Raw genomic sequence first — 22,641 nt, forward strand, 5'->3', positions numbered from 1 at the left:
ACCACCGTCCCGAGGTCCGGGGTGCCACTAGTGTCCGAGGGGTGATCGGTGACCTCGGTGATGGCAAGTACCTGTTGTTGACGACGTTCCGCAAGGACGGTCGGGCCGTGCCCACCCCCGTGTGGGTGGTGCGGGACGGGGACGGGCTGGCCGCGTGGTCCGCCACCGACAGCGGGAAGGTGAAGCGGATTCGGCGGGACGGGAAGGTGCTGGTCGGGCCCTGTGACATCCGGGGGAACCCGACCGGGGAGCCGGTGGGGGCGCGGGCCTCGCTGATGGACCAGGAGCAAACCGACCGGGTGCGTGGGTTGATCGGCAAGAAGTACGGCGTCGCCGGGAAGTTGACGCTGTGGGGCAGCAAGCTCAGGCGTGGACGCACCGGATCGATCGGCATTTCCATCGTGACGTCAACCGAGGGTTGACGAGGATTCATCCGTCAACCTAGAGTTGACGGATGATTGCGGCACCCGTTCAACTCACGGATCTCATCGTCACCGTCGCGTCGGAGCACACGGCGGTGCTCGACCGGTTGACGACCGCGGTGCTGCTGAGCCGCCAGCTCGACGAACTCGGTGATCACCTGATCGGGCACTTCGTGGACGAGGCGCGGCGGTCGGGGGCCTCGTGGACGGACATCGGCGAGAGCCTGGGCGTGAGCAAGCAGGCGGCGCAGAAGCGGTTCGTGCCGCGGGAGTCGCCCGACGTCGAGGCGCTGTCGAAGCCCTCGTTCGACCGGTACACCGAGCGGGCGCGGCGGGTGGTGGTGCTGGCTCGGCACCACGCGCGGTTCAGCGAGACCATCGGCACCGAGCACCTGCTGCTCGGGCTGCTCGACGAGTCGCACGGGCTGGGCGCGAAGACGATCCACCACCTGGAGGCGTCGGAGGGCACCACGCGGATGACCCTGCTGCTGAAGCTGGACAAGACCAGCAAGCAGCCGTCCGAGCAGCAGCCGTTCACCACGCACTGCAAGAAGGCGCTGGAACTCGCGGTGCGGGAGGCGCTACGGCTCGGGCACACCTTCGTCGGGACCGAACACCTGCTGCTCGGCCTGCTGGCCGAAGGCGCGGGAACCGCGGCCGAGGTGCTGGCGGGGACCGGGGTCGAGCGCAAGGCGGCTGAGGTCCACATCGTCGGGGAGATCGACGCGGCCATCAGCCGTGCGCGGCAGCGGCCGCTTCCGGGAGCCTGAGCAGTCGGTCACCACCCACCCGCCCCGCGGTCGGAGGGGAGGACCGGGTGTGCGCGGTCGGGGCTGCCGGACCCGGTGGCCAGAACCGCGGAGGTGGGGAGAGGCATGTCCTCACGGTGGCGAGAGGACCGCTCAACGGACAACATCCCGTGGGATGGTCGAAAACCATCCCACGGGATGACAACTGCCGGACGGGTCAGATCTCGGCGGAGGCGCGCACCGCGGCGAGGGCTTCCGGCAGGGTGAAGTTGCCCGCGTACAGGGCCTTGCCGATGATCGTGCCCTCGACGCCGTCGCGGGACAGCGAGGCGAGCGCGACCAGGTCGTCCACACTGGACACGCCGCCGGACGCGATGACCGGGGCGTCGGTGCGGGCGCAGACGTCGCGCAGCAGGTCGATGTTCGGGCCCTGGAGCATGCCGTCGCGGCCGACGTCGGTGACGACGTAGCGGGCGCAGCCGTCGCGGTCCAGCCGCTCCAGCACCTCCCACAGGTCACCGCCGTCGGTGGTCCAGCCCCGGCCGGACACGCGGTGGCCGCGCTCGGTGATGCGCAGGTCCAGGCCGACGGCGATCTTCTCGCCGTGCTCGGCCACGACCTTCGCGCACCAGTCGGGGTTCTCGATCGCGGCGGTGCCCAGGTTGACCCTGGCGCAGCCGGTCGACAGCGCGGCGGCGAGCGACTCGTCGTCGCGGATGCCGCCGGACAGCTCGACGTTCACGTCGAGTTCGCCGACGACCCTGGCCAGCAGCTCGCGGTTGCTGCCGCGACCGAAGGCGGCGTCGAGGTCGACCAGATGCACCCACTCGGCGCCGTCGCGCTGCCACGCGAGGGCGGCGTCGAGCGGTTCGCCGTAGTTGGTCTCGGTGCCGGCTTCGCCCTGGACGAGCCGAACGGCACGGCCGTCCACCACGTCAACGGCCGGGAGCAGCGTGAATGTCACGCCATTCAGCCTAGTTGAAGGTGCTCAGCCAGTTCTCCAGCAGGTGCGCGCCCGCGTCGCCGGACTTCTCGGGGTGGAACTGCGTCGCCCACAGAGGGCCGTTCTCCACCGCCGCCACGAAGTCCGTGCCGTGCTCGGCCCACGTGACCAGCGGCGGGCGGATGACGTCGGACGGCTCCAGCTCCCACTTGCGCACGCCGTAGGAGTGCACGAAGTAGTAGCGGGTGTCGGCGGGCAGGCCGGCGAAGAGCTTCGTGCCCTCGACCGGGCGGACGGTGTTCCAGCCCATGTGGGGCACGACCGGCGCGTCCAGCCGCTCGACCGTGCCGGGCCACTCGCCGCAGCCCTCCGTGAGGACGCCGTGCTCGATGCCGCGGTCGAACAGGATCTGCATCCCGACGCACACGCCGAGCACCGGACGCCCGCCCGCGAGGCGTTCGCCGATCATCCGGCCGCCGCGGATCGCGTTGAGCTGCTCCATGCACGCCGCGTACGCGCCGACGCCGGGGACGAGCAGGCCGTCGGCTTCGCGCACGGCTGTGCGGTCGGCGGTCACCTCCACGTCGGCGCCGACGCGCTGGAGCGCGCGCTCGACCGAGCGGAGGTTGCCGGATCCGTAGTCCAATACGACGACTCGTGCCACGTGTCCAGGTTAGGTCAGCGGCGGTTCGGGCGGCGCCGCGCCCTGCGTGACCGGGATGACAGGCAGCAGGGTGTTGATCGGCAGGTCGGCGAGGCGGCTGCGCGCCGAGGGCAGCCCGGCCACGTGGGTGTCCGCCCTCCCCTCGTCGACCAGGCCCACGACCTGGGTCACGTCGGCGGTGAGGTCGGCCTCGCCGCGCTCCCGGCCCTTGAGCAGCCACCACGTGACCGGGCCGACCAGCCTCATCGCCGAGAGCGGGGAGCCGCGGTAGGTGGTGCGCACGCCGTCGGACCCGACCCGCGTGGCACCCGCCCACCGCAGCACCAGCGCCGTGCCCCCGATCTCGCGGCACCTCGCCGCCAGTCTCATCGCCGCCGCGAAACCGCCCTGCCGCGCGGGCAGCAGCACGGTGCCGGAGGTCACCGGCACCAGCGCGGCAGGGCCGGAGCCCTCCCGGTGCAGGGCGCGTTGCAGTTCCGCCGTGGGTGCTGCGGTCCAGATCAGGGTTCTCGGCACTCTCACGGGACTAGATCATGCCTGACCCCCGTGGCCGAACATCCGCCGCACGGCCGCCGCGACGCCCAGCGCGTCGAGGTCGTGGGCGGCGTCGTGGTCCTCCGCCGTGCCGTACGCGCGCAGTTCGGCTTCCCGTTGCACGCCAAGGGATCTCACCCGTGCGGGCAGGTCGGCCAGCGCCTCGGTCACCAGGTGGGTCGACGTGCCCTCCAGGTACGGCTCGACCAGCAGCACGTCGGCGTGGTCGGCGGCGCGCACGGCCCGGCGCAGGCCCTCGGCGTCGAACGGCCGGACGGTGGCCGCGTAGAGCACCGTCACGTCGGTGTCGGCGGTCGCCTCCAGCACCCGGTCGAGCATCGGCCCGACGGCCACCACGACGCCCAGCCTGCCCCCGCGGACCTCGGTGAACCCCTCCGCCACCGGGTACGCGCGGGTGTTGGTGCGCAGCGACAGCCGCAGGTAGACGCGGTCGTCGCCCGCGAGGGCGGGCCGCAGCAGCGGTTCCACCTCGTCCGGGTGGCCGGGGACGTGCACGGTCCACCCCGGCAGCGTGTCGATCAGCGCCACGTCGCCGGGCGCCTGGTGCGTCCGGCCCCAGCCGGGGTCGTCGTAGGAGCCGCCGACGCTGACCAGGACTCCCCCGACGTCCTGGTGCCCGAAGTCGAGCTTGATCTGCTCGAACGGCCGCTCCACCAGGAACGGCGCGTAGCTGTGCACGACGGGCCGCAGCCCGGACAGCGCCAGCCCCGCCCCCACGCCGACCATGGCCTGTTCGCGGATTCCGACGTTGATCACCCGATCGGTCACCGGGAAGACGTCCCGCGAGATCTCCGCGAGCACGACCACCACCCTCGGGTCGGTCTCCATCGCGTCGGTCACGGTCCTCACGAACGCCTCGCGCATGGTGCTCATCGGACCTCCGCCACGACCGCGAGGGGCGTGCCGACGTGCGGGGTGAGGAGCGCCTCGTGCAGCGCGTCCTGGTCCCGGCCGTCCACCGTGATCGCCTCCCAGCCCTCGACCGCGAACCGGGCCGCGACACCGCCGGGCCAGCCGTGCGTGCCGGACCTGTTGTCCACCACCACGACGGTCAGCCGCTCCAGCCCCATCCGGCTCGCGAACGCGATGGCCTCGTGGTTGCTGCCCTCGTCCAGCTCACCGTCGCCGATCAGCACGACCACGCGCTGCCGCCCGCCCTGGAGCCCCAGGCCGATCGCCGTGCCCACGCCGATCGGCAGCCCGTGGCCGAGCGAACCGCTGCCGATCTCCACGCCGGGCACGAGGACGCGGTCCGGGTGCAGGCCCAGCGGCGAGTCCCACCGGGTCCACGTGTCCAACAGGGACGGATCCAGGAACCCCTTCGCAGCCAGCACCGCGTAGTACGCCATCGGCCCGTGCCCCTTGGACAGCAGGAAGCGGTCGCGGCTCGGGTCGTCGACCCGGTCCGGCGCCACGTCCAGCACTCGGTCGTAGAGCACCCACAGCACGGGCAGCGTGGACGCCGAGGCCCACTCGTGCTTCTCGTCGCCCGCCATCCTCCCGTAGAGCGCGGGGATGTCGGCGAAACCCATTTCCCTCGTCACCGTCATGCCCCCACCTTTCAACCTCGACCATGGTGGAGGTCAAGAAGTAGGGTGGACCCGTGACCAAGTTGCCGGAGAACCTGACCATCGGACAGGTGGCCGAGCGCAGCGGCGTACCCCACACCGCGCTGCGCTTCTACGAGGAGCGCGGGCTGATCGCGTCGCACCGCACGGCGGGCAACCAGCGCCGGTACGCGCGGTCGGTGCTGCGGCGGCTCGCGTTCATCCGCACCGCGCAGCGGGTCGGCCTGAGCCTGGAGGAGGTGCACGCCGCGCTGGCGACGCTGCCGGACGGCCGCACCCCGACCAAGGCCGACTGGAGCAGGCTGTCCCAGTCGTGGCAGGAGGAGCTGGACGCGCGGATCGACGCCCTCAACCGGCTGCGGGACCGCCTGACGTCGTGCATCGGCTGCGGCTGCCTGTCGCTGCGGAGCTGCTTCCTGCACAACTTCGACGACGCGCAGGCCGTCGACGGCCCCGGCGCGCCGAAGCTGAAGGCCGCGGCCGAGGGCGGCACCTGAGCCGCTCGGCGGTCGTGGAAAGCGGTGGCGGGGCCGGTGTTCGACGTGCTGAGGTGTGCTCCATGCACGAGAAGGACGTCATCCGCTTGTCCAAGCGGCTCTCCAAGCACCTCAGACACTCCCCCGAGGCCATCGGCCTGCGCCTGGACGCCGCGGGCTGGGTCGACATCGACGACCTGCTGGCCGCGCTCGGCCGGGGCACGACCCGCGCCCAGCTGGAGGAGGTGGTCGAGCGCAACGACAAGAAGCGCTTCGCGATCGAGGGCGACCGCATCCGGGCCAGCCAGGGCCACAGCGTCGAGGTGGACCTCGACCTGCCGGTGGCCGAACCACCCGCCGTGCTCTACCACGGCACCGTCGGCCGCGTGCTGCCCGAGATCCACCGCGACGGGCTGAAGCCGATGAACCGGCACGACGTGCACCTGTCCTCGACGGTCGAGACCGCCCAGCGCGTGGGGGCGCGGCGCGGCAAGCCCGTGGTGCTGGTGGTGGACACCGCCGCCATGCGGGCCGACGGCCACGAGTTCCGCGTCAGCGCCAACGGCGTGTGGCTGGCGGCGTCCGTGCCCCCTCGGTACCTGTCCGAGCTGCCGCCGACGCACGGGGCCTAGAGGAACCAGGCCACCGCTCCGCCGACGGCGACCAGCGCGAAGATCCCCAGCACGACGGCCACGGCCTTGGCCGTCTTCCACGTGCTGTAGACGCCACCGAGCAGGAAGCCCGCGAGGGCCAGCAGCCCGATGGCGACGTACTCCTCCGGCATTACAGGACACCCTTGGTGGACGGCACGCCCGCCACCCGCGGATCCGGCTCGACGGCCGCGCGCAGGGCCCGTGCGATGGCCTTGAACTGGGCTTCGGCGATGTGGTGCGGGTCGCGGCCGTACTCGACGCGGACGTGCAGCGCGATCTGCGCGTGGAACGCGAGCGAGTCGAACACGTGCCGGTTCAGCACGAACGGGTAGTTGCCGCCGATCGTGAAGGTGGTGAACTGCTCCGGCTCGCCGGTGTGCACGCAGTACGGCCGACCCGAGACGTCGACGGCGGCGTGCGCGAGGGTCTCGTCCATCGGGATCCAGCAGTCGCCGAAGCGGCGGATGCCCTTCTTGTCGCCCAGCGCGTCGCGCAGCGCCTGGCCGAGCACGATGGCGACGTCCTCGACGGTGTGGTGGGCGTCGATCTCGACGTCACCGGTCGCCCGGACGACGAGGTCGAAGCTGCCGTGCACGCCGAACGCGGTGAGCATGTGGTCGTAGAACGGGACCCCGGTGCCGATCTCGACCCGGCCGGTGCCGTCGAGGTCGATCTCGACGTACACCGACGATTCGCTGGTGGCGCGTTCCACCTTGCCGACCCGACTCACCGAAGAACCTCCTTGCTCGCCGCGAGGAAGGCGTCGTTCTCCTCGGGCGTTCCGATGGTGACCCGCAGGTGCCCTGCGATGCCGACGTCCCTGATCAGGACGCCACGCTCCAAATAGGACCGCCACGTCGCGTGCGCGTCGGTGAACCAGCCGAACAGCAGGAAGTTGGAGTCGCTCTCGACGACCCGGAAACCCAGTCCCGCCAACGACTCCGCGACCCGGTCGCGTTCGGCGGCGAGCTTCGCCACCGAGCCGAGCGTCTCGGCCGCGTGCCGCAGCGACGCCCGCGCGGCGGCCTGCGTGAGCGCCGACAGGTGGTACGGCAGCCGCACGAGCAGCAGCGCGTCGACCACGGCGGGCGCGGCGGCCAGGTAGCCGAGCCGCCCGCCCGCGAACGCGAACGCCTTGCTCATCGTGCGACTGACGATCAGCTTCTCCGGGAACTCCTCGATCAGCTCCACGGCGCTGCGGCGCGGCGAGAACTCCGCGTACGCCTCGTCCACCACGACCACGCCCGGTGCCGCCGCGATCAGCTCGCGGAGGTCGGACGGCGGCACGCTCTGCCCGGTCGGGTTGTTCGGGCTGGTCACGAACACCACGTCCGGCCTCCGGTCCGCCACGACCTCCGCGGCCCGCGCGGTGTCCAGCGAGAAGTCCTCGCGGCGGGGCGTCGGCGCCCACTCGGTGCGGGTGCCCGCCGCGATGATCGGGTGCATCGAGTACGACGGCTCGAACCCCAGCGCGGTGCGGCCGGGGCCGCCGAACGCCTGGAGGATCTGCTGGAGGATCTCGTTCGACCCGTTGGCCGCCCACAGGTTGCGCTCGGTCAGCGGCACACCGGTCGCGTCCGCGAGGTACGCGGCGAGGTCGGAGCGCAGCGCCAGCGCGTCGCGGTCGGGGTAGCGGTGCAGCTCGCCCGCGATCTCGGCGACCGCCGCCACCACGTCCGCGGCCAGCGCGGGCGTGGGCGGGTAGGGGTTCTCGTTGGTGTTGAGCCGGACGGGCACGTCCAGCTGCGGCGCGCCGTACGGCGTGCGGCCCCGCAGGTCCTCGCGCAGGGGCAGGTCGGACAGCTCGACGCGGTCGCCGACGGGCCTCATCGCCGGAACCTCGCCGTCACGGCCTGACCGTGCGCGGGCAGGTCCTCCGCGTTGGCCAGCGCCACGACGTGGTCGGCCACCTCGCGCAGCGCGTCCTCGGAGTAGTCGACCACGTGGATGCCGCGCAGGAAAGTCTGCACGGACAGCCCGGACGAGTGCCGGGCGCAGCCGCCGGTGGGCAGGACGTGGTTGGAGCCCGCGCAGTAGTCGCCGAGCGACACGGGCGAGTGCGGGCCGACGAAGACCGCGCCCGCGGACCGGACGCGGGCGGCCACGGCGGACGCGTCCGCGGTCTGGACCTCCAGGTGCTCGGCCGCGTAGGCGTTCACCACGCGCAGGCCGTCGTCCACGGAGGACACCAGGACCGTGCCGGACTGCGTGCCGCTCAACGCCGTCCGCACGCGCTCGTGGTGCTTGGTCTCGGCGGTCTGCCGGACCAGTTCCGCGTCGACCGCGTCGGCCAGCTCCACCGAGTCGGTCACCAGCACGCTCGCGGCGGCCGGGTCGTGCTCGGCCTGGCTGATCAGGTCGGCCGCCACGTGCACGGGGTCGGCGGTCGAGTCCGCGAGGACGGCGATCTCCGTCGTGCCCGCCTCGGCGTCGATGCCGATGAGGCCGCGCAGCATCCGCTTCGCGGCCGTCACGTACAGGTTGCCGGGCCCGGTCACCAGGTCGACGGGCTCCAGCTCGCGGCCGTCGGTGTCGACACCGCCGTAGGCCAGCAGCGCCACGGCCTGCGCGCCGCCGACGGCCCACACCTCGTCCACGCCGAGCAGCGCGGCGGCGGCGAGGATCGTCGGGTGCGGGAGGCCCGCGAACTCCTCCTGGGGCGGTGAGCAGACGACCAGGGACTCGACCCCGGCGGCCTGCGCGGGGACGACGTTCATGATGACGCTGGACGGGTAGACGGCGAGGCCGCCGGGGGCGTAGAGGCCGACGCGGGCGACCGGCACCCAGCGCTCGGTGACCGTGCCGCCGGGCACGACCTGGACGGTGGTGTCGGTGCGGCGCTGCTCGGCGTGGACCTTGCGGGCCCGCGCGATGGACTCCTCCAGCGCCGCCCGGACGGCCGGGTCGAGCGCGGTCAGCGCGGCGGCCACCTCGGCCGCGGGCACGCGGACCGAGGCGGGGCGCACCCCGTCGAAGCGCTCGGAGTACTCCTGGGCGGCCTCGGCACCGCGGGCGGCCACCGCCTCGACCACCGGCCGGACCTGATGCAGCACCGCGTCCACGTCCTCCTCGGCACGCGGGAGGACCGCGCGGAGTTCGGCTGACGACGGGACACTGCCTCGCAGGTCGATGCGGTTGAGCATGCCCCCAAGCCTAGGGGAAGCGGAATTGTGTCAACTGTCAGCCCGGTGCGGAGCACGGCGAACCCGGCGAACGGCGCTACCTGACCACCGAGGAGCGCGCGACCCTGCAATGAGCACCACTCCGTCGCAAAACCCCTGCTGATGATGGAGACGCACATGTTCGCAAAACGACGTGGCCTGGTCGCCCTGGCCTGTCTGGCCGTCATGGCCACCGCGGCCCCCGGATACGCCGAACCCACGGCCGTCCAGGGCGAGCGGACCGTCTACGAGGTCACCGCGGTCAACGCCGAGGCCCGCACGAAGGTCGCCCGAACCGGGGTCGACGTGCTCGGCATGGACGGCGACAAGCTGACCGTGATCGCCGAGCGCTCCCAGCTCCGCGCCCTGCGCGCGACCGGGCTGGCGGTGAAGCCGAAGGGCGACGCCGACGAGCAGCTCGCCCAGCTGGGCTCGGCCGAGATCGGCACGATGGACTTCCCGTCGGGCTACACCGGCTACCACAACTACGCCGAGATGACGGCGGAGCTGAACCAGACCGTCACCGACCACCCGAACCTGGTCCGGCTGTCGTCGCTGGGCAACTCCTACCAGGGCCGGTCCCTGCCCGTCCTGAAGATCAGCAACAACCCCGCGGTGGACCAGGCGAAGCCGGAGGTGCTGTTCACCTGCAACCAGCACGCCCGCGAGCACCTGACCGTGGAGATGTGCCTGCACATCATCAAGCGCTTCACCGACGGCTACGCCACCAGCACCGCGATCAAGGCGCTGGTGGACAGCCGGGAGATCTGGGTCGTGCCGAGCGTGAACCCGGACGGCGCGGAGTACGACATCGCGGCGGGCACGCTGCGCGGCTGGCGCAAGAACCGGCAGCCGAACTCGACGTCCACGGGCACCGACCCCAACCGCAACTGGGGCTACCAGTGGGGCTGCTGCGGCGGTTCCAGCGGCACCGGGTCGAGCGAGACCTACCGCGGTCCCAGCGCGTTCTCCGCGCCGGAGACCCAGCGGGTGCGGGACTTCACGAACTCCCGCGTGGTCGGCGGCGTCCAGCAGATCAAGGCGCACATCGACTGGCACACCTACTCCGAGCTGATCCTGTGGCCCTACGGCTACACCTACAGCGACACCGCGACGGGCCTCAACGCCGACCAGGCGAACGCCTTCGGGACGCTGGGCAGGCAGATGGCGGCGCTGAACGGGTACACGCCGCAGCAGTCCAGCGACCTGTACATCACCGACGGCGGCATCAACGACTGGATGTGGGCCACGCACAAGATCTGGAGCTACACCTTCGAGATGTACCCCAAGTCGGGGACGGGCCTCAACGGCTTCTACCCGCGCGACACCCAGATCGCCACGCAGGTGGCGCGCAACAACACCGCCGTGGACCTGTTCCTCGGCTACGCGGACTGCGTGCCGCGGGTCATCGGCCAGACCTGCTGACCGCCTCGACCGCCTGGTCGACCTGCTCGGGTGAGACGAAGTAGTGCGGGGACGCCCGCACTACCTCGTCGAGCCCGCGCCTGCCCATGTCGATCCTGGTCGACCCGACGGAGCTGGTCGTCACCGTCACGCCCTCGGCGGCCAGCCGGGCCTTCACGTCCGGGGCGGCGACCCCGTCGACGGTGAACGTGACCAGGCCGCACCGCCGTTCGCCCAGGTCGTGGACCCGCACGCCGGGCAGGTCGGCCAACCCGGCGCGCAAGCGCTTGGCGCGGTCGCCGACCTCGGCCGCGATGGTGTCGACGCCGAGGGCCAGCGCGTACCGGGCCGCCTCGACGAGGCCGAGCTTGGCCGCGATCGAGCACTCCCACAGCTCGAACACCCGCGCGTCGTCGCGCAGCCCGTAGGCCGTCGGCGACGTCCACGAGCCGCTGTGCAGGTCGACCAGCCGGGGCCGCAGCCGGTGCAGGACCTCGCGGCGCACGGCCAGCAAGCCGGTGCCGCGCGGACCGCGCAGCCACTTGCGGCCGGTGCCGGACAGCACGTCCACCCCCAGGTCGTGCAGCCGGACGGGGATCTGGCCGATGGACTGGCACGCGTCCAGCAGCACCAGCGCGCCGACCTCGTGCGCGGCGGCGGCGACCTCGGCGACCGGGTTCACCAGGCCGCCGTTGGTCGGCACGTGCACCAGCGACACGAGCTTGACCCGCTCGTCCAGCAGCTCGCGCAGCGCGGCCACGTCGACCTGCCCGTGCGCGTCGGACGGCACGGCCTCGACCGTCGCCCCGGTCTCCTCGGCGCGGCGCAGCAGCGGCACGGCGTTGCCCGCGTACTCGACCTCGGTGACCAGCACCCGGTCACCCGCGGCGAGCGGCACGGCGTCGAACGCGCTCAGCCACGACCGGGTCGCGCTGTCGGAGAAGGCGATCTCGTCCGGCGCGGCGCCCAGCAGCTCGGCCAGGACGCCGTAGCCGGCCTCCAGGTCGTCGAACCGCTCGGCGGCGGCCAGGTAGCCGCCGACCTCGGCCTCGCGGCGCAGGTGGCCGATCTGGGCCTCCAGGACTGGTGCCGGGGGCAGGGAGGAGCCCGCGCTGTCCAGGAAGACCCGGTCCAGCGCGGCGGGGGTGTCGGCGCGCACGGCTCGCAGGTCCACTACTTGGGCGTCCACTTCTGGAGGTTCCACCACGGGCCCCACGACAGTCCGCCGTGGTCGGAGGGGTCGACCACCTGCTGGTAGCCGTTCCAGTTCTCGCGCACCACGTAGGTGTGCGTCACGAAGGCGAGGGTCACCATGCCGGGCGCGGCGAGGTACGCGCGCTGGAACTGCACGTACGCGGCCACCCGCTGGGCCGGGTCGAGCAGGGTGCGGCCCGCGTCGAGCGCGGCGTCGACCAGGGGGTTCGAGTAGCCGCCGGGGTTGTCCGCGCCAGCGGTGTGCAGCGTCCCGTGCAGCGCCTGGTCCGGGTCGAACGGGTCGCCCTCGCCGCCGAGGACGGCGTCCTTGCCGAGCCGCGGCACGATGGCCTCGCGGCTGAGCCCGGCGAGCTGCACGTCCACGCCCACGGCCCTGGCGTCGGCGGCGAACGCCGTCGCCAGGTCAACGCGCACGACGTCGCCGATCGGGTACATGAGCGTGAACGACGCGGCCACGCCGTCGCGCGAGCGCAGCCCGTCCGCGCCCTTGATCCAGCCCGCCTGGTCGAGCAGGGCGTCGGCCTGGGCCTTGTCGTAGCGGAACGCCGAGTCGGGGTCGACGAACTCCGGGAGTTCGGCGGGCACGGGGGTGCTCGCCGACGTGCCCTTGCCCGCCAGCAGGTTGTCGATCATCCCCTGGCGGTTGACGGCGGTGTTGAGCGCGAGCCGCATCGCCGGGTCGCCGGTCACCGGGTTCCCCGTGGGCAGCGTGATGGCCCTCAGGTCGGCGGTCTGGTGGTCGATGACCCGCATCCCGTTGGCCTGGGCGAACTTCGTGGCCAGCCGCGGCGGCAGGTCGGTGCCGTCGAACTCGCCCTTCTCCATCCGCTGGGCCCTGGTGTTGTCGTCCGGGACGAACACCACCGTGACCTTCTTGATCCTGGGGTCGCCCTCGACGTGCGAGGGGTTCGACTCCAGGACCATCTTGTCGCCCCTGGCCCACTCGGTCAGCCGGTACGGGCCGGTGCCGACGGGCGCGGTGTTGACCGGGCTGCTCGCCAGCGGGCCGCCCGCGGCCAGGGCCTCGCTCGGCAGGATGCCGAGCACCAGCAGGTTCGGGAACGGCGCGTACGGCTTCGACAGCGTGAACCGCACGTTCTGCGCGTCCAGCTGCTCGACGCCGGTCAGCATCGCGAACCTCGACCTCATCGTCGACCCGGAGGCCGGGTCGAGCAGCGCCCGGTAGGTCGCCACGACGTCCTCGGGCCCGAACGCCGTGCCGTCGGTGAACTTCACGTCGCCGCGCAGCCTCACCGTCCACGACAGGCCGTCCGCGGCGGGCTTCGGGGCCTCGGCGGCGAGCTGGGGCCGCAGCGTCCGGTTCGCGCGGTGCTCCACCAGCCCGTCGAAGATCTTCGACACGCCCTCCGACCCGTAGCCCAGCAACGGGTTCAGCGTCGCGGGCTCGGTCGCGTCGGCCAGGACGATCGAACTGTTGTCGTTCGTGCCCTCCGCGCTGGGCGTGGTCGTGCCGGTGCACGCGGAGGCAGCGACGGCGGCCACGAGCAGGACGGGGGGCAACAGGAAGCGCACGACACCCGACCCTAGTCCGTAGCCCCGAACGGCGTCAGCCGATCGGGGCGGGCAGTGGGCGCACCCGGTAGGCGAGGTCGATCGCGCCGCCGGTCTCGGGGTCGCGCAGCTCCACCCGCCAGGACGAGGCGAACTGGTTCACGCCCTCGCGCATCGGGATGGTGCCGGACAGCAGCACGGTGCCGGGCCTGAGCAGGTCACGGGCCCGCAGCACGTCCACCCAGTACGCGGGGGTGAGCAGTTCGGCGAGCGTGCCGACCTGGATCTCGACGTCGTCGGCCCACGCGGTCAGCTCGATCCCGTCGATCCGGTCGGCCACGTCGGAGAGCCGCCACGCACCGCGCCCCAGCACGTCCGGCCCGGCCTGCTTGCTCCACGCCACCCCGTGGGCCTCCAGCGCGCGGTCGGTGTGGTCGCAGGCGACGGTCAGCAGCACGTCGTCGTCGGTCACGACCAGAGCCCACTCGGCCTCGCCGGAGGTCCGGCCGTGCTGCACCGGCACGTCGTCGGTCTGCTGCGCCAGGTAGGGCGCGACCGGGTAGAGGCTCGGCGTCTCGGTCGGCGCGGGCACCCCCAGTTCGGCGAGTTCCCGCACGTGAGCGGCCACGTCGTCCTGGCTGCGGCCCGCGTAGCCGCCGTTGAGCAGCGTGGTCACGGTCACCGCGACCTGGGAGCCGTCGGGGAGGTCGAAACGCAGATTTGACATTCCACTCCTTGCGCATACGAGTTGTATACAGGCAGTATTACACGATGCCGCCAATCCAGACCACCGATGTGCGCAGGCCCGCGCTCATCCGCGCGTTCGCCGCGTCGCTCTCCGGCACCGCGTTGGAGTGGTACGACTTCGCCATCTACAACGTGGCCGCCGCCGTCGTGCTGGGCCCGCTGTTCTTCCCCAGCTCCGAGCCGCTGACCGCGACGCTGCTCGCGTTCTCCACCTACGCCGTCGGGTACCTGTCCCGACCGCTGGGCGGGTTCCTGTTCGGCAGGCTCGGCGACCAGCTGGGCCGCAAGCGCGTGCTCGTCACGACGCTGCTCATCACCGGCATCGCGACGATGCTGATCGGCCTGCTGCCCACCCACGCGGCCATCGGCGGTCTCGCGGGCGTGCTCCTCGTCGTCCTGCGGTTCGCGCAGGGCGTGGGCCTCGGCGGCGAGTGGGGCGGTGCCGTCCTGCTGTCCAGCGAGTACGGCGATCCCCGGCAGCGCGGGTTCTGGGCCTCGGCGGCGCAGATCGGCCCGCCGGCGGGAAACCTGATGGCGAACGGCGTGCTGGCGCTGCTGGGCTTGCTGCTCAGCGACGAGCAGTTCATGTCGTGGGGCTGGCGGGTCGCGTTCCTGCTGTCGGCGGTGCTCGTGGTGTTCGGCCTGTGGATCAGGCTGAAGCTGGAGGAAACGCCGGTGTTCAAGGCGATCCAGGAGCGCGGTGACCGCCCGACCGCGCCGATCAGCGAGGTGTTCCGCACCCAGCGCAGGCCGCTGCTGGCCGCCGTCCTGTGCCGCGTCGGCCCGGACGTGCTCTACGCGCTGTTCACCGTGTTCGTGCTCACCTACATCACCACCCAGCTCGGCCTGCCGCGCAACGCGGGCCTCACCGCCGTGCTGATCGCGTCGGGCCTCCAGCTCTTCCTGATGCCGCTGGCGGGCTGGCTGTCCGACCGGGTCAACCGGCGCGTCCTGTACGCGGGCGCGGCCGTCTGCGGCGCCGTGTGGCCGTTCGTGTTCTTCCCGCTCGTCGACACCGGGTCCCGACTGCTCCTGGTGCTGGGCATCGTGGTCGGGCTCGCGTTCCACGCGTTCATGTACGGCCCGCAGGCCGCGTTCATCTCCGAGCAGTTCACGCCGAGGCTCCGCTACACCGGCAGCTCGCTCGCCTACACCCTCGCGGGCGTGATCGGCGGCGCCGTGGCACCGCTGGTGTTCACCGCGCTGCTGGCGGCGTTCGAGACCTGGACCCTGGTCGCGGCCTACGTCGCCGTCGCCTGCGCGGTCACGCTGCTCGGCCTCTACCTGGGCCGCGACCCCGTGGACGAGGAGGTCGATCAGGCGCCGAGCAGCACCTTGAGCGTGGACTCCAGGTGAGAGCTGATCGCCGCGGTGGCCGCCTCGACGTCCCCGGACTCGAGCGCGGCCACGATGGCCTCGTGCTCCAGCAGCACCGCGTCCTGCCGCCCCGTCGCCCGGAACAGCGCGACCACACCCGCCCGCACCTGCCGGGCGCGCAGCCCCTCGTACATCTTCGTCAGCAGCTCGTTGCCGGTCGCCCGCACCAGGAGCGCGTGGAACTGCCGGTCGACGTCGATGAACTCCCGCGCGTCCGCCATGCCGCGCAACGCCGTCTGGCGCTCGATCGCCTCGCGCATCCGAGCGATCGGCGCCGTCCCGGCCTCGAGAACCCGTTCCGCGGCGAACCGCTCGACCATCCCGCGCAGCTCCACCAGCTCCGCCACCTGGCGGCCGGACACCGGCGCCACGTAGGCGCCCTTCTTCGGCACCAGCTGGACGAGGTCCTCGGCGGCGAGCAGCAGCAGCGCCTCCCGGATGGGCGTGCGGGACACACCGATCCGATCGGCCACGTCCTGCTCGCTGATGAACCGCCCCTGCATCTCGGGGTCGGCCAGAATGGTGTCCTTGAGGAACTCGTAGGCCTTCTCGCGACCGGACACCTGCATACTGTCTGTATACCAGAGGGGATCACGCCGTGCGCGCAGCGCTTTGCCAGATCAGCTCCACCACCGATCCGAAGGCCAACCTGGAACTGGTGCGCGACGGCGTCCGCCGGGCAGCCGCCGGAGGCGCACGCGTGGTGCTGTTCCCGGAAGCCACCCAGTGCCGGTTCGGGGTGTCGCTCAAGCCGATCGCCGAACCGCTCGACGGCCCCTGGGCCACGGCCGTGCGGGAGATCGCGACCGACCACGGCGTGGTCGTGGTGGCGGGCATGTTCACCCCCACCGCCGACGGCCGCGTCACCAACACGCTCCTCGTCACGAGCGCCGACACCCACCTCGGCTACGACAAGATCCACCTCTTCGACGCCTTCGGGTTCCAGGAGTCGAGCACCGTCGCACCCGGTTCCAAGCCGGTGACCGTCGAGGTCGACGGCACGACCCTGGGCATCGCCACCTGCTACGACATCCGCTTCCCCGAGCTGTTCCGCGCGCTGGCGGACCAGGGCGCCTCGGCGGTGCTGCTCGGCGCGTCCTGGGGCTCCGGGCCGGGCAAGGTGGAGCAGTGGGAGCTCCTGGTCCGCGCCCGCGCGCTGGACTGCACGTCGTGGGTGCTCGCCTGCGGCCAGGCGGACCCCGGCGACCTGGGGACCACGGCTCCGACGGGTGTCGGGCACAGCATGGCGGTGGGTCCGCTCGGCACTGTCGTGGGCGGTCTCGGGGGTGAGCCGGACCTGCTGCTCGTGGACATCGACGCGGAGACGGTCGAGGACGCCCGCCGCACGCTGCCGGTGCTCGCGAACCGGCGGCTCTGACCGGCGCCCGTGCGGGGCCTGCCGGGGTGACGGCGCCGGGGCCCGACGCCGTCACCCGGTTCAGCGCAGGTCCATCCCCAGGTCCAACGCGGGCGAGGAGTGGGTCAGCCCGCCGACGGCCAGGTAGTCCACACCGGTCTCGGCGTAGGAGCGGGCCACGGCCAGGGTGAGGCCGCCGGACGCCTCCAGCCGAACGCCCTTGGCCCGGCGAACGGCCTCCGCGCACATCTCGGGCGTGAAGTTGTCCAGCAGCACCAGTTCCGCCCCCTCGGCGACGGCCTCGTCCAACTGCTCCAGGCTGTCCACCTCGACCTCGCAGGGCAGGTGCGGAGCACGAGCGCGCACAGCCCGCAGAGCGGCCCCCACCGACCCGGCGGCCAGAACGTGGTTGTCCTTGATCAGCACGGCGTCGCCGAGCCCCATCCGGTGGTTCACCCCGCCACCGCACCGAACCGCGTACTTCTCCAGCAACCTCAACCCCGGCAACGTCTTCCGCGAGTCCCGCACCCGAGCCCCGGTCCCCGCCACGGCGTCCACCCACGCGGCCGTGGCGGTGGCGACGCCGGACAGGTGCGTGAGGAAGTTCAACGCCGTCCGCTCGGCCGTGAGCAGGTCCCGCACCCGACCCCGCACGACCAGCGCGGGCTCACCGGGCACCGCCTTCTCCCCGTCCTCGCGCCGGGACAGGACCTCCACCCCGGACCCGAACACCTCCAGCGCCACCGGGATCCCGGCCAGCACACCGGCGGCCCGCGGCGTCAGCTCGGCGACCGCCACCGCGTCCGCGGGGACGGTCGCCTCCGTCGTGGCGTCCGGTCCGTAGGCCAGGTCCTCGGCCAGCGCGACCGCGATGGCCCGACGTGCGTCTTCCAGGTCGAGAGTCATGCCGCTCCCCAAGCCATGAACGGATCCGCCAACACGGGCTGGCCGGACGGCGTGAGCCGGACGACCTGGCTGCGGTGCCACCGCACCTCGTCGCGCGCGGTGAAGTCCGTCCGCACGTGGCACCCGCGCGACTCCGTCCGCTCCGCCGCGGCCGCGATCAGCGCCCGAGCCGCCAGCGTCAGCGCCGCGTCCTCCACCAGCCGCCGGGTGTCCAGCACCCGGTCGACGGTCGACAGGTCCAGCACGGAGCCGACCACCGCGAGGCCTTCGGCGTCGCGCCCGATCGCCGCGTACCGGCTCATCACCCGTTGCAGGGAGTCGCGGTCCGCGACCGGCGCGGTGGGCAGCACCGGGTCCGACGCCGCCTTCGGATCGGCCAGCACACCCAGCGCCAGGTCCGCCGCGATGGCCTCGGCGGCCCGCGTGCCGACGACCAGTCCCTCCAGCAAGCTGTTGGAGGCCAACCGGTTCGCGCCGTGCAGCCCGGTCCGGGCGACCTCACCGGCGGCGTACAGACCGGTGACCGCGGTGCGCCCGTCCACGTCGGCCACCACCCCGCCGCAGGCGAAGTGCGCCGCCGGGGCGACCGGGATGGGGTCGCGCGCCGGGTCGATCCCCGCCGCGACGCAGGCCGCGTGCACCGTCGGGAACCGCGTCGCCATCGAACCGAGGCCGGTGGCGTCCAGGAACACGTGGTCGTCGACACCGCCCGGCTCGCCCACCATGTGCCGCGTGATGGCCGCCGCGACCACGTCGCGGGGAGCCAGGTCCTCCAACGGGTGCACGCCCTTCATCACCCGCGCGCCGGTCGCGTCGACGAGCACCGCGCCCTCGCCGCGCACGGCCTCCGTCACCAGCGGGCAGCGGCCACGAGCGCCGCGCCCGGTGTACAGGACGGTCGGGTGGAACTGGACGAACTCGACGTCCGCCGCCGCGGCGCCCGCCCGCATCGCCAGGGCGAGACCGTCGCCCGTGGCCACCTCGGGGTTGGACGTGGCCTGGTAGAGCTGCCCGAGACCACCGCTGGCCAGCAGCACGGCGGGGGCGCCGATCGCGCCGGGCACACCGTTGCCGTCCAGCACCAGCAGCCCGCACACCACGCCGAGCGGGGTGCGCAGCGCGTCGACCGCGACGTGCTGCTCCAGCACCGGGAGCCGGCCGTCGACCGTGGCGGCGAGCAGTGCCCGTTCCACCTCCGCGCCGGTCGCGTCGCCGCCGGAGTGCACCACGCGGAACGCCGTGTGGCCGCCCTCGCGGGTGCGGGCCAGGTGGCCGTCGGGCTCGGCGTCGAAGACGGCACCGCGTTCCCGCAGCCGCTGCACGGCGTCCGGGCCGCCGGAGACGACCGCCGCGACGGCGTCCTCCTCGCACAGCCCCGCGCCCGCGACGAGCGTGTCGGCGATGTGCGCGCCGACCGTGTCGCCCTCGTCGTGCTCACCGGGCAGCACGACGGCGACGCCGCCCTGCGCCCAGCGCGTGTTGCCGTCCGGCCCGCTGGCCTTGGTGACGACGAGGACCCGCAGGCCCAGTTCGTGGGCGCGCAGCGCGGCCGTCAGGCCCGCCACCCCCGTGCCGACCACGACCAGGTCGGCACGGGCCTCCCACCGCGGCCTCACTCGCCGCCGCCGGGCTTGCCGATCTCGATCATCCGCTGCACCGACGCCTGCGCCCGCTTCGCGGTCTCCGGGTCGACGTGCACCTCGTCCTTGTTCTCGCGCAGGCAGCGCAGCAGCGCGGTCGGCGTGATCATCTTCATGTACTTGCACGACGCCCGGTCGTTCACCGCGCGGAAGTCGATCTCCGGCGCGGCCTTGCGGAGCTGGTGCAGCATCCCGATCTCGGTCGCCACCAGCACCGACTTGGCGGTGGTGCCGCGGGCGGCGGTGATCATGTCACCGGTCGAGAGGATGCGGACCTGGTCCGGGGGCACGATGCCCTCGCCAGCCAGGTAGAGCGCCGAGGTCGCGCAGCCGCACTCGGGGTGGATGAACAGGTCGGCCTCGGGGTCCTCGGCCGCGCGCGCGGCCAGCTCGGGCCCGTTGATGCCCGCGTGCACGTGGCACTCGCCCGCCCAGATGTGCAGGTTCTCGCGGCCGGTCTCGCGCTTCACGTGCGCGCCGAGGAACTGGTCCGGCAGGAACAGCACCTCGCGGTCGGCCGGGATCGAGGCGACCACGTCGACCGCGTTCGACGACGTGCAGCAGATGTCCGTCTCCGCCTTCACCTCGGCGGTCGTGTTGACGTACGACACGACGACCGCGCCGGGGTGCTCGGCCTTCCACTCGCGCAGCTGCTCACCGGTGATCGAGTCGGCCAGCGAGCAGCCCGCCCGCTCGTCCGGGATCAGCACGGTCTTCTCCGGCGCGAGGATCTTCGCCGTCTCGGCCATGAAGTGCACGCCGCAGAAGATGATCGTGGACGCGTCGCTGGCGGCCGCGATCCGGCTCAGCGCCAGCGAGTCGCCCGTGTGGTGGGCGATGTCCTGGATCTCGGGCAGCTGGTAGTTGTGGGCGAGGATGACCGCGTCGCGCTGACGTGCGAGTTCGAGCACCTCCGCGCGCCAGGACGCGTCGGCTTCGATGCCGTCGTACGCGCCGTCAGAGGTTCGCTCCACATATGCGGTAGCGACCATGGGGTCCTCCTCGCGACTCTCCGAGGTTTTCGCCTTTGGGTCGAAAACGTGGCCGATACTATCAGCCCGTGGGTCTCGCGGGACATGAGGTGTTGGCCGCAGTACTCCAGGTGAGAGCCGGATCACTCCAGGTCATGCTCTGGCGACGCGCTAGGGAACCGCACGCTCACCGCTGGTCACTCCCCGGTGGCGCGCTGGGCGACAGGGAGGACATCGAGGCGTCCATCCGCCGCCAGCTGGCGGAGAAGGTCGACGTCAGGCAGCTCTCGCACGTGGAGCAGCTGTCGGTCTTCAGCGCCCCGGACCGCGTCCCCGGACCGCGCGTCGTCGCCACCGCGTTCCTCGGTCTCGTCCCGTCGAACATCGTCCCGGTCGTCCCCGACGACACCGCCTGGTTCCCGGTCGACGACCTGCCCGAGACCGCGTTCGACCACCGGTCGATCATCCACAAGGCACGTCACCGGCTGAGCTCGAAGCTCTCCTACACCAACCTCGGCTTCGCCTTGGCGCCACCGGACTTCACGATCTCCGCGCTGCGCGAGCTGTACTCGGCGGCGCTGGGCTACCGGGTGTCCGCCACCAACCTGCAACGCGTGCTGTCCCGGCGCGGACTGCTCGAACCGACCGGCGACACCAGCCCACCCGGCCCGACCGGCGGCCGACCGGCCGCACTTTTCCGTTTCAGCGCAAGGGGAATCCTGGTGACCGATCAGTTCGCCGTGCTGCGACCCCCGTCGACCGGCCGTCCGGCGGGCACGAGCGCCACGTCGTAACGTGGTCGCGTGACCGAGACGCTCCCCCTGTTCCCGCTGGGCACCGTGCTGCTGCCCGGAGCGTCGCTGCCCCTGCACATCTTCGAGCCCAGGTACCGCCAGCTGACGGTCGACCTCGTCACCGGCGCCCTGCCGGACCGCCAGTTCGGCGTGGTCTCCATCCGCGAGGGCTGGGCCATGGGCACCGACAACGTCGCGTCCCTGCGCGAGGTCGGCTGCTCCGCGCTGCTGCGCGAGGCGCGCAGGCTCAACGACGGCCGGTTCGACATCGTGACCAAGGGCCAGCAGCGCTTCCGCCTCCTGTCGGTGGACCACACCTCCGCGCCCTACCTGGTGGGCGAGGTCGAATGGCTGCCGGACACCCCGACCCCCGAACCGGTGGCCGAGGTCCTACCCCTGATGGCCGACTCGGCCCGTGCCGCCCACCAGCGCTACTGCGCGGCGGCGTGGCACCGCGAGGACTGGGCACCGCCACCGGAGGAAACCACCCACGACCTGCTGTCGTACCTGCTGGCAGGCGACTGCCTGCTGGCGCTGGAGGACAGGCAGCGCCTGCTGGAGGAAACCTCCCCGGCCAGGCGACTGCGCCTGGTGCGCCGAATGCTGCACCGCGAGGCGGGAATCCTGGACGCGCTGCGCGCGGTCCCGGTGCCGCTGGCGGAATTCGGCCACGTACCGAACCCGAACTGACGAAGCCCGCCCGACCGAACGGCGGGCCACTGAGGCGACTGCCCGCGTGGGACGGAGCCGCCCGAGCGACGACCGCGACAGCGGCGCGGCTGAAGCCACCACAGCCAGGCGGACCCGCCCAGGCCGCTTGACCACGGGCAAGCGGCCTGCCCCACGCGGACCCTCCACGGCCAAACGACCCGGCTCAAGCCGCCTGACTGCCGCCAAGCGGACCCGCACAAGGCGTTTACCACCGCCCAGCGGACCCGCTCAACCGACCGGCCACGGCAAGCGGACCCGCACAAGCCTGCTGACCTGCGCCCGAGCGGACCCGCACAAGCCGCCCGACCACCGCCAAGCGGACCCCCAAAGGCAACCCACCACCGCCCGAGCGGCCTCACAAAGGCAACCCACCACCGCCCAAGCGGACCCCCAAAGGCAACCCACCACCGCCCGAGCGGACCCGCACAAAGCCGACTGTCACCCACACCCCACCCGGCCCCCCGATCCCCAGCGCCCTCATGGCCGGACGTGCCGGGTCAAGGCATCTTTCCCGCCTTGACGCGGTACGCCCGGCCATGACGACACTCGCGCACCGGGGGGGACAGCCCCACCACCCCACAGGGCCCACACACCCACAGCCCCACGAACCCGGAGGACCCACAGCGACAGGCGCCGGCGGACTCAGAGGACCCGCAGCCGCACAAACCCGCTGACCCCACAGAACCCACAAACCCGCAGGACCCACAGCCGCACAAAACCGCAGGACCAGCACGCCCCACAACCCCCTGACCAGCCCAAACCAGGAGTCCCCCATCAAGCAAGACCCCCCGACGCACACGCTACGACAAGGGTCCG

General features: G+C 72.4%; 25 protein-coding genes. 9 read left to right on the forward strand and 16 right to left on the reverse strand.

Going from position 1 to position 22,641, the window contains the following annotated elements; translation table 11 throughout:
* The first annotated feature begins 41 nt into the window (after positions 1-41).
* Together VFZ92_RS11525 and VFZ92_RS11530 are read left to right on the forward strand one after the other, a co-directional pair.
* Positions 42-422 carry a PPOX class F420-dependent oxidoreductase gene (locus VFZ92_RS11525; RefSeq protein ID WP_330875847.1) on the forward strand — a complete coding sequence of 127 codons (381 nt, stop codon included), beginning with the start codon at positions 42-44 and terminating at the stop codon, positions 420-422.
* Between the two features lie 32 nt (positions 423-454).
* Positions 455-1,192 (forward strand): Clp protease N-terminal domain-containing protein, encoded by a 738-nt coding sequence (locus VFZ92_RS11530; protein ID WP_330875848.1) that lies wholly within the window; start codon positions 455-457, stop codon positions 1,190-1,192.
* A gap of 196 nt (positions 1,193-1,388) precedes the next feature.
* On the opposite strand, the gene priA is transcribed toward VFZ92_RS11530, so the two are convergent.
* The 5 genes from priA to VFZ92_RS11555 are packed head-to-tail and all read right to left on the reverse strand — an operon-like array spanning position 1,389 to position 4,883.
* On the reverse strand, positions 1,389-2,135 hold the full coding sequence (priA, locus tag VFZ92_RS11535; RefSeq protein WP_330875849.1) for a bifunctional 1-(5-phosphoribosyl)-5-((5-phosphoribosylamino)methylideneamino)imidazole-4-carboxamide isomerase/phosphoribosylanthranilate isomerase PriA: 747 nt from the start codon (positions 2,133-2,135) through the stop codon (positions 1,389-1,391).
* Positions 2,136-2,145: 10 nt separating this feature from the next.
* Entirely contained in the window at positions 2,146-2,778 is a 633-nt protein-coding gene (gene hisH, locus VFZ92_RS11540; RefSeq protein ID WP_330875850.1) for an imidazole glycerol phosphate synthase subunit HisH, read from the reverse strand.
* Positions 2,779-2,787: 9 nt separating this feature from the next.
* A complete protein-coding gene (locus VFZ92_RS11545) occupies positions 2,788-3,300 on the reverse strand; it encodes a hypothetical protein (protein ID WP_330875851.1) in 513 nt (170 codons plus the stop codon).
* Positions 3,301-3,309: 9 nt separating this feature from the next.
* The gene (locus tag VFZ92_RS11550) at positions 3,310-4,206 is read right to left on the reverse strand and encodes a transketolase (protein WP_330875852.1); all 897 of its coding nucleotides are present in this window, start codon (positions 4,204-4,206) and stop codon (positions 3,310-3,312) included.
* The gene (locus VFZ92_RS11555) at positions 4,203-4,883 is read right to left on the reverse strand and encodes a thiamine pyrophosphate-dependent enzyme (RefSeq protein ID WP_330875853.1); all 681 of its coding nucleotides are present in this window, start codon (positions 4,881-4,883) and stop codon (positions 4,203-4,205) included. Before VFZ92_RS11555 ends, VFZ92_RS11550 begins: the two co-directional genes overlap by 4 nt.
* Positions 4,884-4,936: 53 nt before the next feature.
* Between VFZ92_RS11555 and soxR the strand changes: the two genes are divergently transcribed.
* Together soxR and VFZ92_RS11565 are read left to right on the forward strand one after the other, a co-directional pair.
* Positions 4,937-5,398 (forward strand): redox-sensitive transcriptional activator SoxR, encoded by a 462-nt coding sequence (gene soxR, locus VFZ92_RS11560; protein WP_330875854.1) that lies wholly within the window; start codon positions 4,937-4,939, stop codon positions 5,396-5,398.
* Positions 5,399-5,460: 62 nt separating this feature from the next.
* On the forward strand, positions 5,461-6,009 hold the full coding sequence (locus VFZ92_RS11565; protein WP_330875855.1) for an RNA 2'-phosphotransferase: 549 nt from the start codon (positions 5,461-5,463) through the stop codon (positions 6,007-6,009).
* Here the strand turns inward: VFZ92_RS11565 and VFZ92_RS11570 are convergent.
* The 4 genes from VFZ92_RS11570 to hisD are packed head-to-tail and all read right to left on the reverse strand — an operon-like array spanning position 6,006 to position 9,173.
* Positions 6,006-6,161, reverse strand: a complete 156-nt coding sequence (locus tag VFZ92_RS11570) for a hypothetical protein (RefSeq protein ID WP_330875856.1) — start codon at positions 6,159-6,161, stop codon at positions 6,006-6,008. The genes VFZ92_RS11565 and VFZ92_RS11570 overlap by 4 nt on opposite strands.
* The gene (hisB, locus tag VFZ92_RS11575) at positions 6,161-6,760 is read right to left on the reverse strand and encodes an imidazoleglycerol-phosphate dehydratase HisB (protein WP_330875857.1); all 600 of its coding nucleotides are present in this window, start codon (positions 6,758-6,760) and stop codon (positions 6,161-6,163) included. Before hisB ends, VFZ92_RS11570 begins: the two co-directional genes overlap by 1 nt.
* Positions 6,757-7,860, reverse strand: coding sequence for a histidinol-phosphate transaminase (locus VFZ92_RS11580; RefSeq protein ID WP_330875858.1), 1,104 nt, complete (start codon positions 7,858-7,860; stop codon positions 6,757-6,759). The genes hisB and VFZ92_RS11580 overlap by 4 nt, the downstream gene beginning before the upstream one ends.
* On the reverse strand, positions 7,857-9,173 hold the full coding sequence (hisD, locus tag VFZ92_RS11585) for a histidinol dehydrogenase (protein ID WP_330875859.1): 1,317 nt from the start codon (positions 9,171-9,173) through the stop codon (positions 7,857-7,859). The genes VFZ92_RS11580 and hisD overlap by 4 nt, the downstream gene beginning before the upstream one ends.
* A 156-nt stretch (positions 9,174-9,329) precedes the next feature.
* On the opposite strand from hisD, the gene VFZ92_RS11590 reads away from it, so the two are divergent.
* The gene (locus VFZ92_RS11590; protein WP_330875860.1) at positions 9,330-10,616 is read left to right on the forward strand and encodes a M14 family metallopeptidase; all 1,287 of its coding nucleotides are present in this window, start codon (positions 9,330-9,332) and stop codon (positions 10,614-10,616) included.
* Here the strand turns inward: VFZ92_RS11590 and VFZ92_RS11595 are convergent.
* Genes VFZ92_RS11595 through VFZ92_RS11605 form a run of 3 tightly spaced genes read right to left on the reverse strand, consistent with a single transcriptional unit; the run spans position 10,597 to position 14,049 of the window.
* Complete coding sequence (locus tag VFZ92_RS11595; RefSeq protein WP_330875861.1) at positions 10,597-11,784, reverse strand: aminotransferase class V-fold PLP-dependent enzyme; 1,188 nt, start codon at positions 11,782-11,784, stop codon at positions 10,597-10,599. The genes VFZ92_RS11590 and VFZ92_RS11595 overlap by 20 nt on opposite strands.
* The gene (locus VFZ92_RS11600; RefSeq protein ID WP_330875862.1) at positions 11,769-13,343 is read right to left on the reverse strand and encodes an ABC transporter substrate-binding protein; all 1,575 of its coding nucleotides are present in this window, start codon (positions 13,341-13,343) and stop codon (positions 11,769-11,771) included. The genes VFZ92_RS11595 and VFZ92_RS11600 overlap by 16 nt, the downstream gene beginning before the upstream one ends.
* A gap of 34 nt (positions 13,344-13,377) precedes the next feature.
* Positions 13,378-14,049 carry a DUF2848 domain-containing protein gene (locus VFZ92_RS11605; protein WP_330875863.1) on the reverse strand — a complete coding sequence of 224 codons (672 nt, stop codon included), beginning with the start codon at positions 14,047-14,049 and terminating at the stop codon, positions 13,378-13,380.
* A gap of 44 nt (positions 14,050-14,093) precedes the next feature.
* On the opposite strand from VFZ92_RS11605, the gene VFZ92_RS11610 reads away from it, so the two are divergent.
* On the forward strand, positions 14,094-15,425 hold the full coding sequence (locus VFZ92_RS11610) for an MFS transporter (RefSeq protein ID WP_330875864.1): 1,332 nt from the start codon (positions 14,094-14,096) through the stop codon (positions 15,423-15,425).
* Here VFZ92_RS11610 and VFZ92_RS11615 read toward each other — a convergent pair.
* Complete coding sequence (locus VFZ92_RS11615) at positions 15,386-16,015, reverse strand: GntR family transcriptional regulator (protein ID WP_330875865.1); 630 nt, start codon at positions 16,013-16,015, stop codon at positions 15,386-15,388. The genes VFZ92_RS11610 and VFZ92_RS11615 overlap by 40 nt on opposite strands.
* A gap of 29 nt (positions 16,016-16,044) precedes the next feature.
* Between VFZ92_RS11615 and VFZ92_RS11620 the strand changes: the two genes are divergently transcribed.
* The gene (locus VFZ92_RS11620) at positions 16,045-16,824 is read left to right on the forward strand and encodes a carbon-nitrogen hydrolase family protein (RefSeq protein ID WP_330875866.1); all 780 of its coding nucleotides are present in this window, start codon (positions 16,045-16,047) and stop codon (positions 16,822-16,824) included.
* Positions 16,825-16,884: 60 nt separating this feature from the next.
* Here the strand turns inward: VFZ92_RS11620 and nadC are convergent, their stop codons facing one another.
* From nadC to nadA, 3 genes are read right to left on the reverse strand one after another with little or no spacing between them, the layout of a single operon-like run.
* A complete protein-coding gene (nadC, locus tag VFZ92_RS11625; RefSeq protein WP_330875867.1) occupies positions 16,885-17,709 on the reverse strand; it encodes a carboxylating nicotinate-nucleotide diphosphorylase in 825 nt (274 codons plus the stop codon).
* Positions 17,706-19,325 (reverse strand): L-aspartate oxidase, encoded by a 1,620-nt coding sequence (locus VFZ92_RS11630; RefSeq protein WP_330875868.1) that lies wholly within the window; start codon positions 19,323-19,325, stop codon positions 17,706-17,708. Before VFZ92_RS11630 ends, nadC begins: the two co-directional genes overlap by 4 nt.
* The gene (nadA, locus tag VFZ92_RS11635) at positions 19,322-20,341 is read right to left on the reverse strand and encodes a quinolinate synthase NadA (protein ID WP_330875869.1); all 1,020 of its coding nucleotides are present in this window, start codon (positions 20,339-20,341) and stop codon (positions 19,322-19,324) included. Before nadA ends, VFZ92_RS11630 begins: the two co-directional genes overlap by 4 nt.
* Before the next feature lie 68 nt (positions 20,342-20,409).
* Between nadA and VFZ92_RS11640 the strand changes: the two genes are divergently transcribed.
* Positions 20,410-21,114: an NUDIX hydrolase gene (locus VFZ92_RS11640; RefSeq protein ID WP_330875870.1), complete on the forward strand. Its 705-nt coding sequence runs from the start codon at positions 20,410-20,412 to the stop codon at positions 21,112-21,114.
* Positions 21,115-21,123: 9 nt separating this feature from the next.
* Positions 21,124-21,804: an LON peptidase substrate-binding domain-containing protein gene (locus VFZ92_RS11645; RefSeq protein WP_330875871.1), complete on the forward strand. Its 681-nt coding sequence runs from the start codon at positions 21,124-21,126 to the stop codon at positions 21,802-21,804.
* Positions 21,805-22,641 lie beyond the last annotated feature (837 nt).

This window comes from Umezawaea sp. (genome assembly GCF_036375055.1).
Classification (GTDB): Bacteria; Actinomycetota; Actinomycetes; order Mycobacteriales; family Pseudonocardiaceae; genus Umezawaea.

Excerpts from the sequence above, each read along its gene's own strand:
- VFZ92_RS11550 (WP_330875852.1), bottom strand. The coding sequence starts at position 4,206 with ATGAGCACCATGCGCGAGGCGTTCGTGAGGACCGTGACCGACGCGATG.
- VFZ92_RS11570 (WP_330875856.1), bottom strand. The coding sequence starts at position 6,161 with ATGCCGGAGGAGTACGTCGCCATCGGGCTGCTGGCCCTCGCGGGCTTC.
- nadA (WP_330875869.1), bottom strand. The coding sequence starts at position 20,341 with ATGGTCGCTACCGCATATGTGGAGCGAACCTCTGACGGCGCGTACGAC.
- VFZ92_RS11530 (WP_330875848.1), top strand. The coding sequence starts at position 455 with ATGATTGCGGCACCCGTTCAACTCACGGATCTCATCGTCACCGTCGCG.
- VFZ92_RS11580 (WP_330875858.1), bottom strand. The coding sequence starts at position 7,860 with ATGAGGCCCGTCGGCGACCGCGTCGAGCTGTCCGACCTGCCCCTGCGC.
- VFZ92_RS11590 (WP_330875860.1), top strand. The coding sequence starts at position 9,330 with ATGTTCGCAAAACGACGTGGCCTGGTCGCCCTGGCCTGTCTGGCCGTC.
- VFZ92_RS11605 (WP_330875863.1), bottom strand. The coding sequence starts at position 14,049 with ATGTCAAATCTGCGTTTCGACCTCCCCGACGGCTCCCAGGTCGCGGTG.
- VFZ92_RS11615 (WP_330875865.1), bottom strand. The coding sequence starts at position 16,015 with ATGCAGGTGTCCGGTCGCGAGAAGGCCTACGAGTTCCTCAAGGACACC.
- hisD (WP_330875859.1), bottom strand. The coding sequence starts at position 9,173 with ATGCTCAACCGCATCGACCTGCGAGGCAGTGTCCCGTCGTCAGCCGAA.
- VFZ92_RS11610 (WP_330875864.1), top strand. The coding sequence starts at position 14,094 with ATGCCGCCAATCCAGACCACCGATGTGCGCAGGCCCGCGCTCATCCGC.
- VFZ92_RS11565 (WP_330875855.1), top strand. The coding sequence starts at position 5,461 with ATGCACGAGAAGGACGTCATCCGCTTGTCCAAGCGGCTCTCCAAGCAC.
- VFZ92_RS11555 (WP_330875853.1), bottom strand. The coding sequence starts at position 4,883 with ATGACGGTGACGAGGGAAATGGGTTTCGCCGACATCCCCGCGCTCTAC.
- nadC (WP_330875867.1), bottom strand. The coding sequence starts at position 17,709 with ATGACTCTCGACCTGGAAGACGCACGTCGGGCCATCGCGGTCGCGCTG.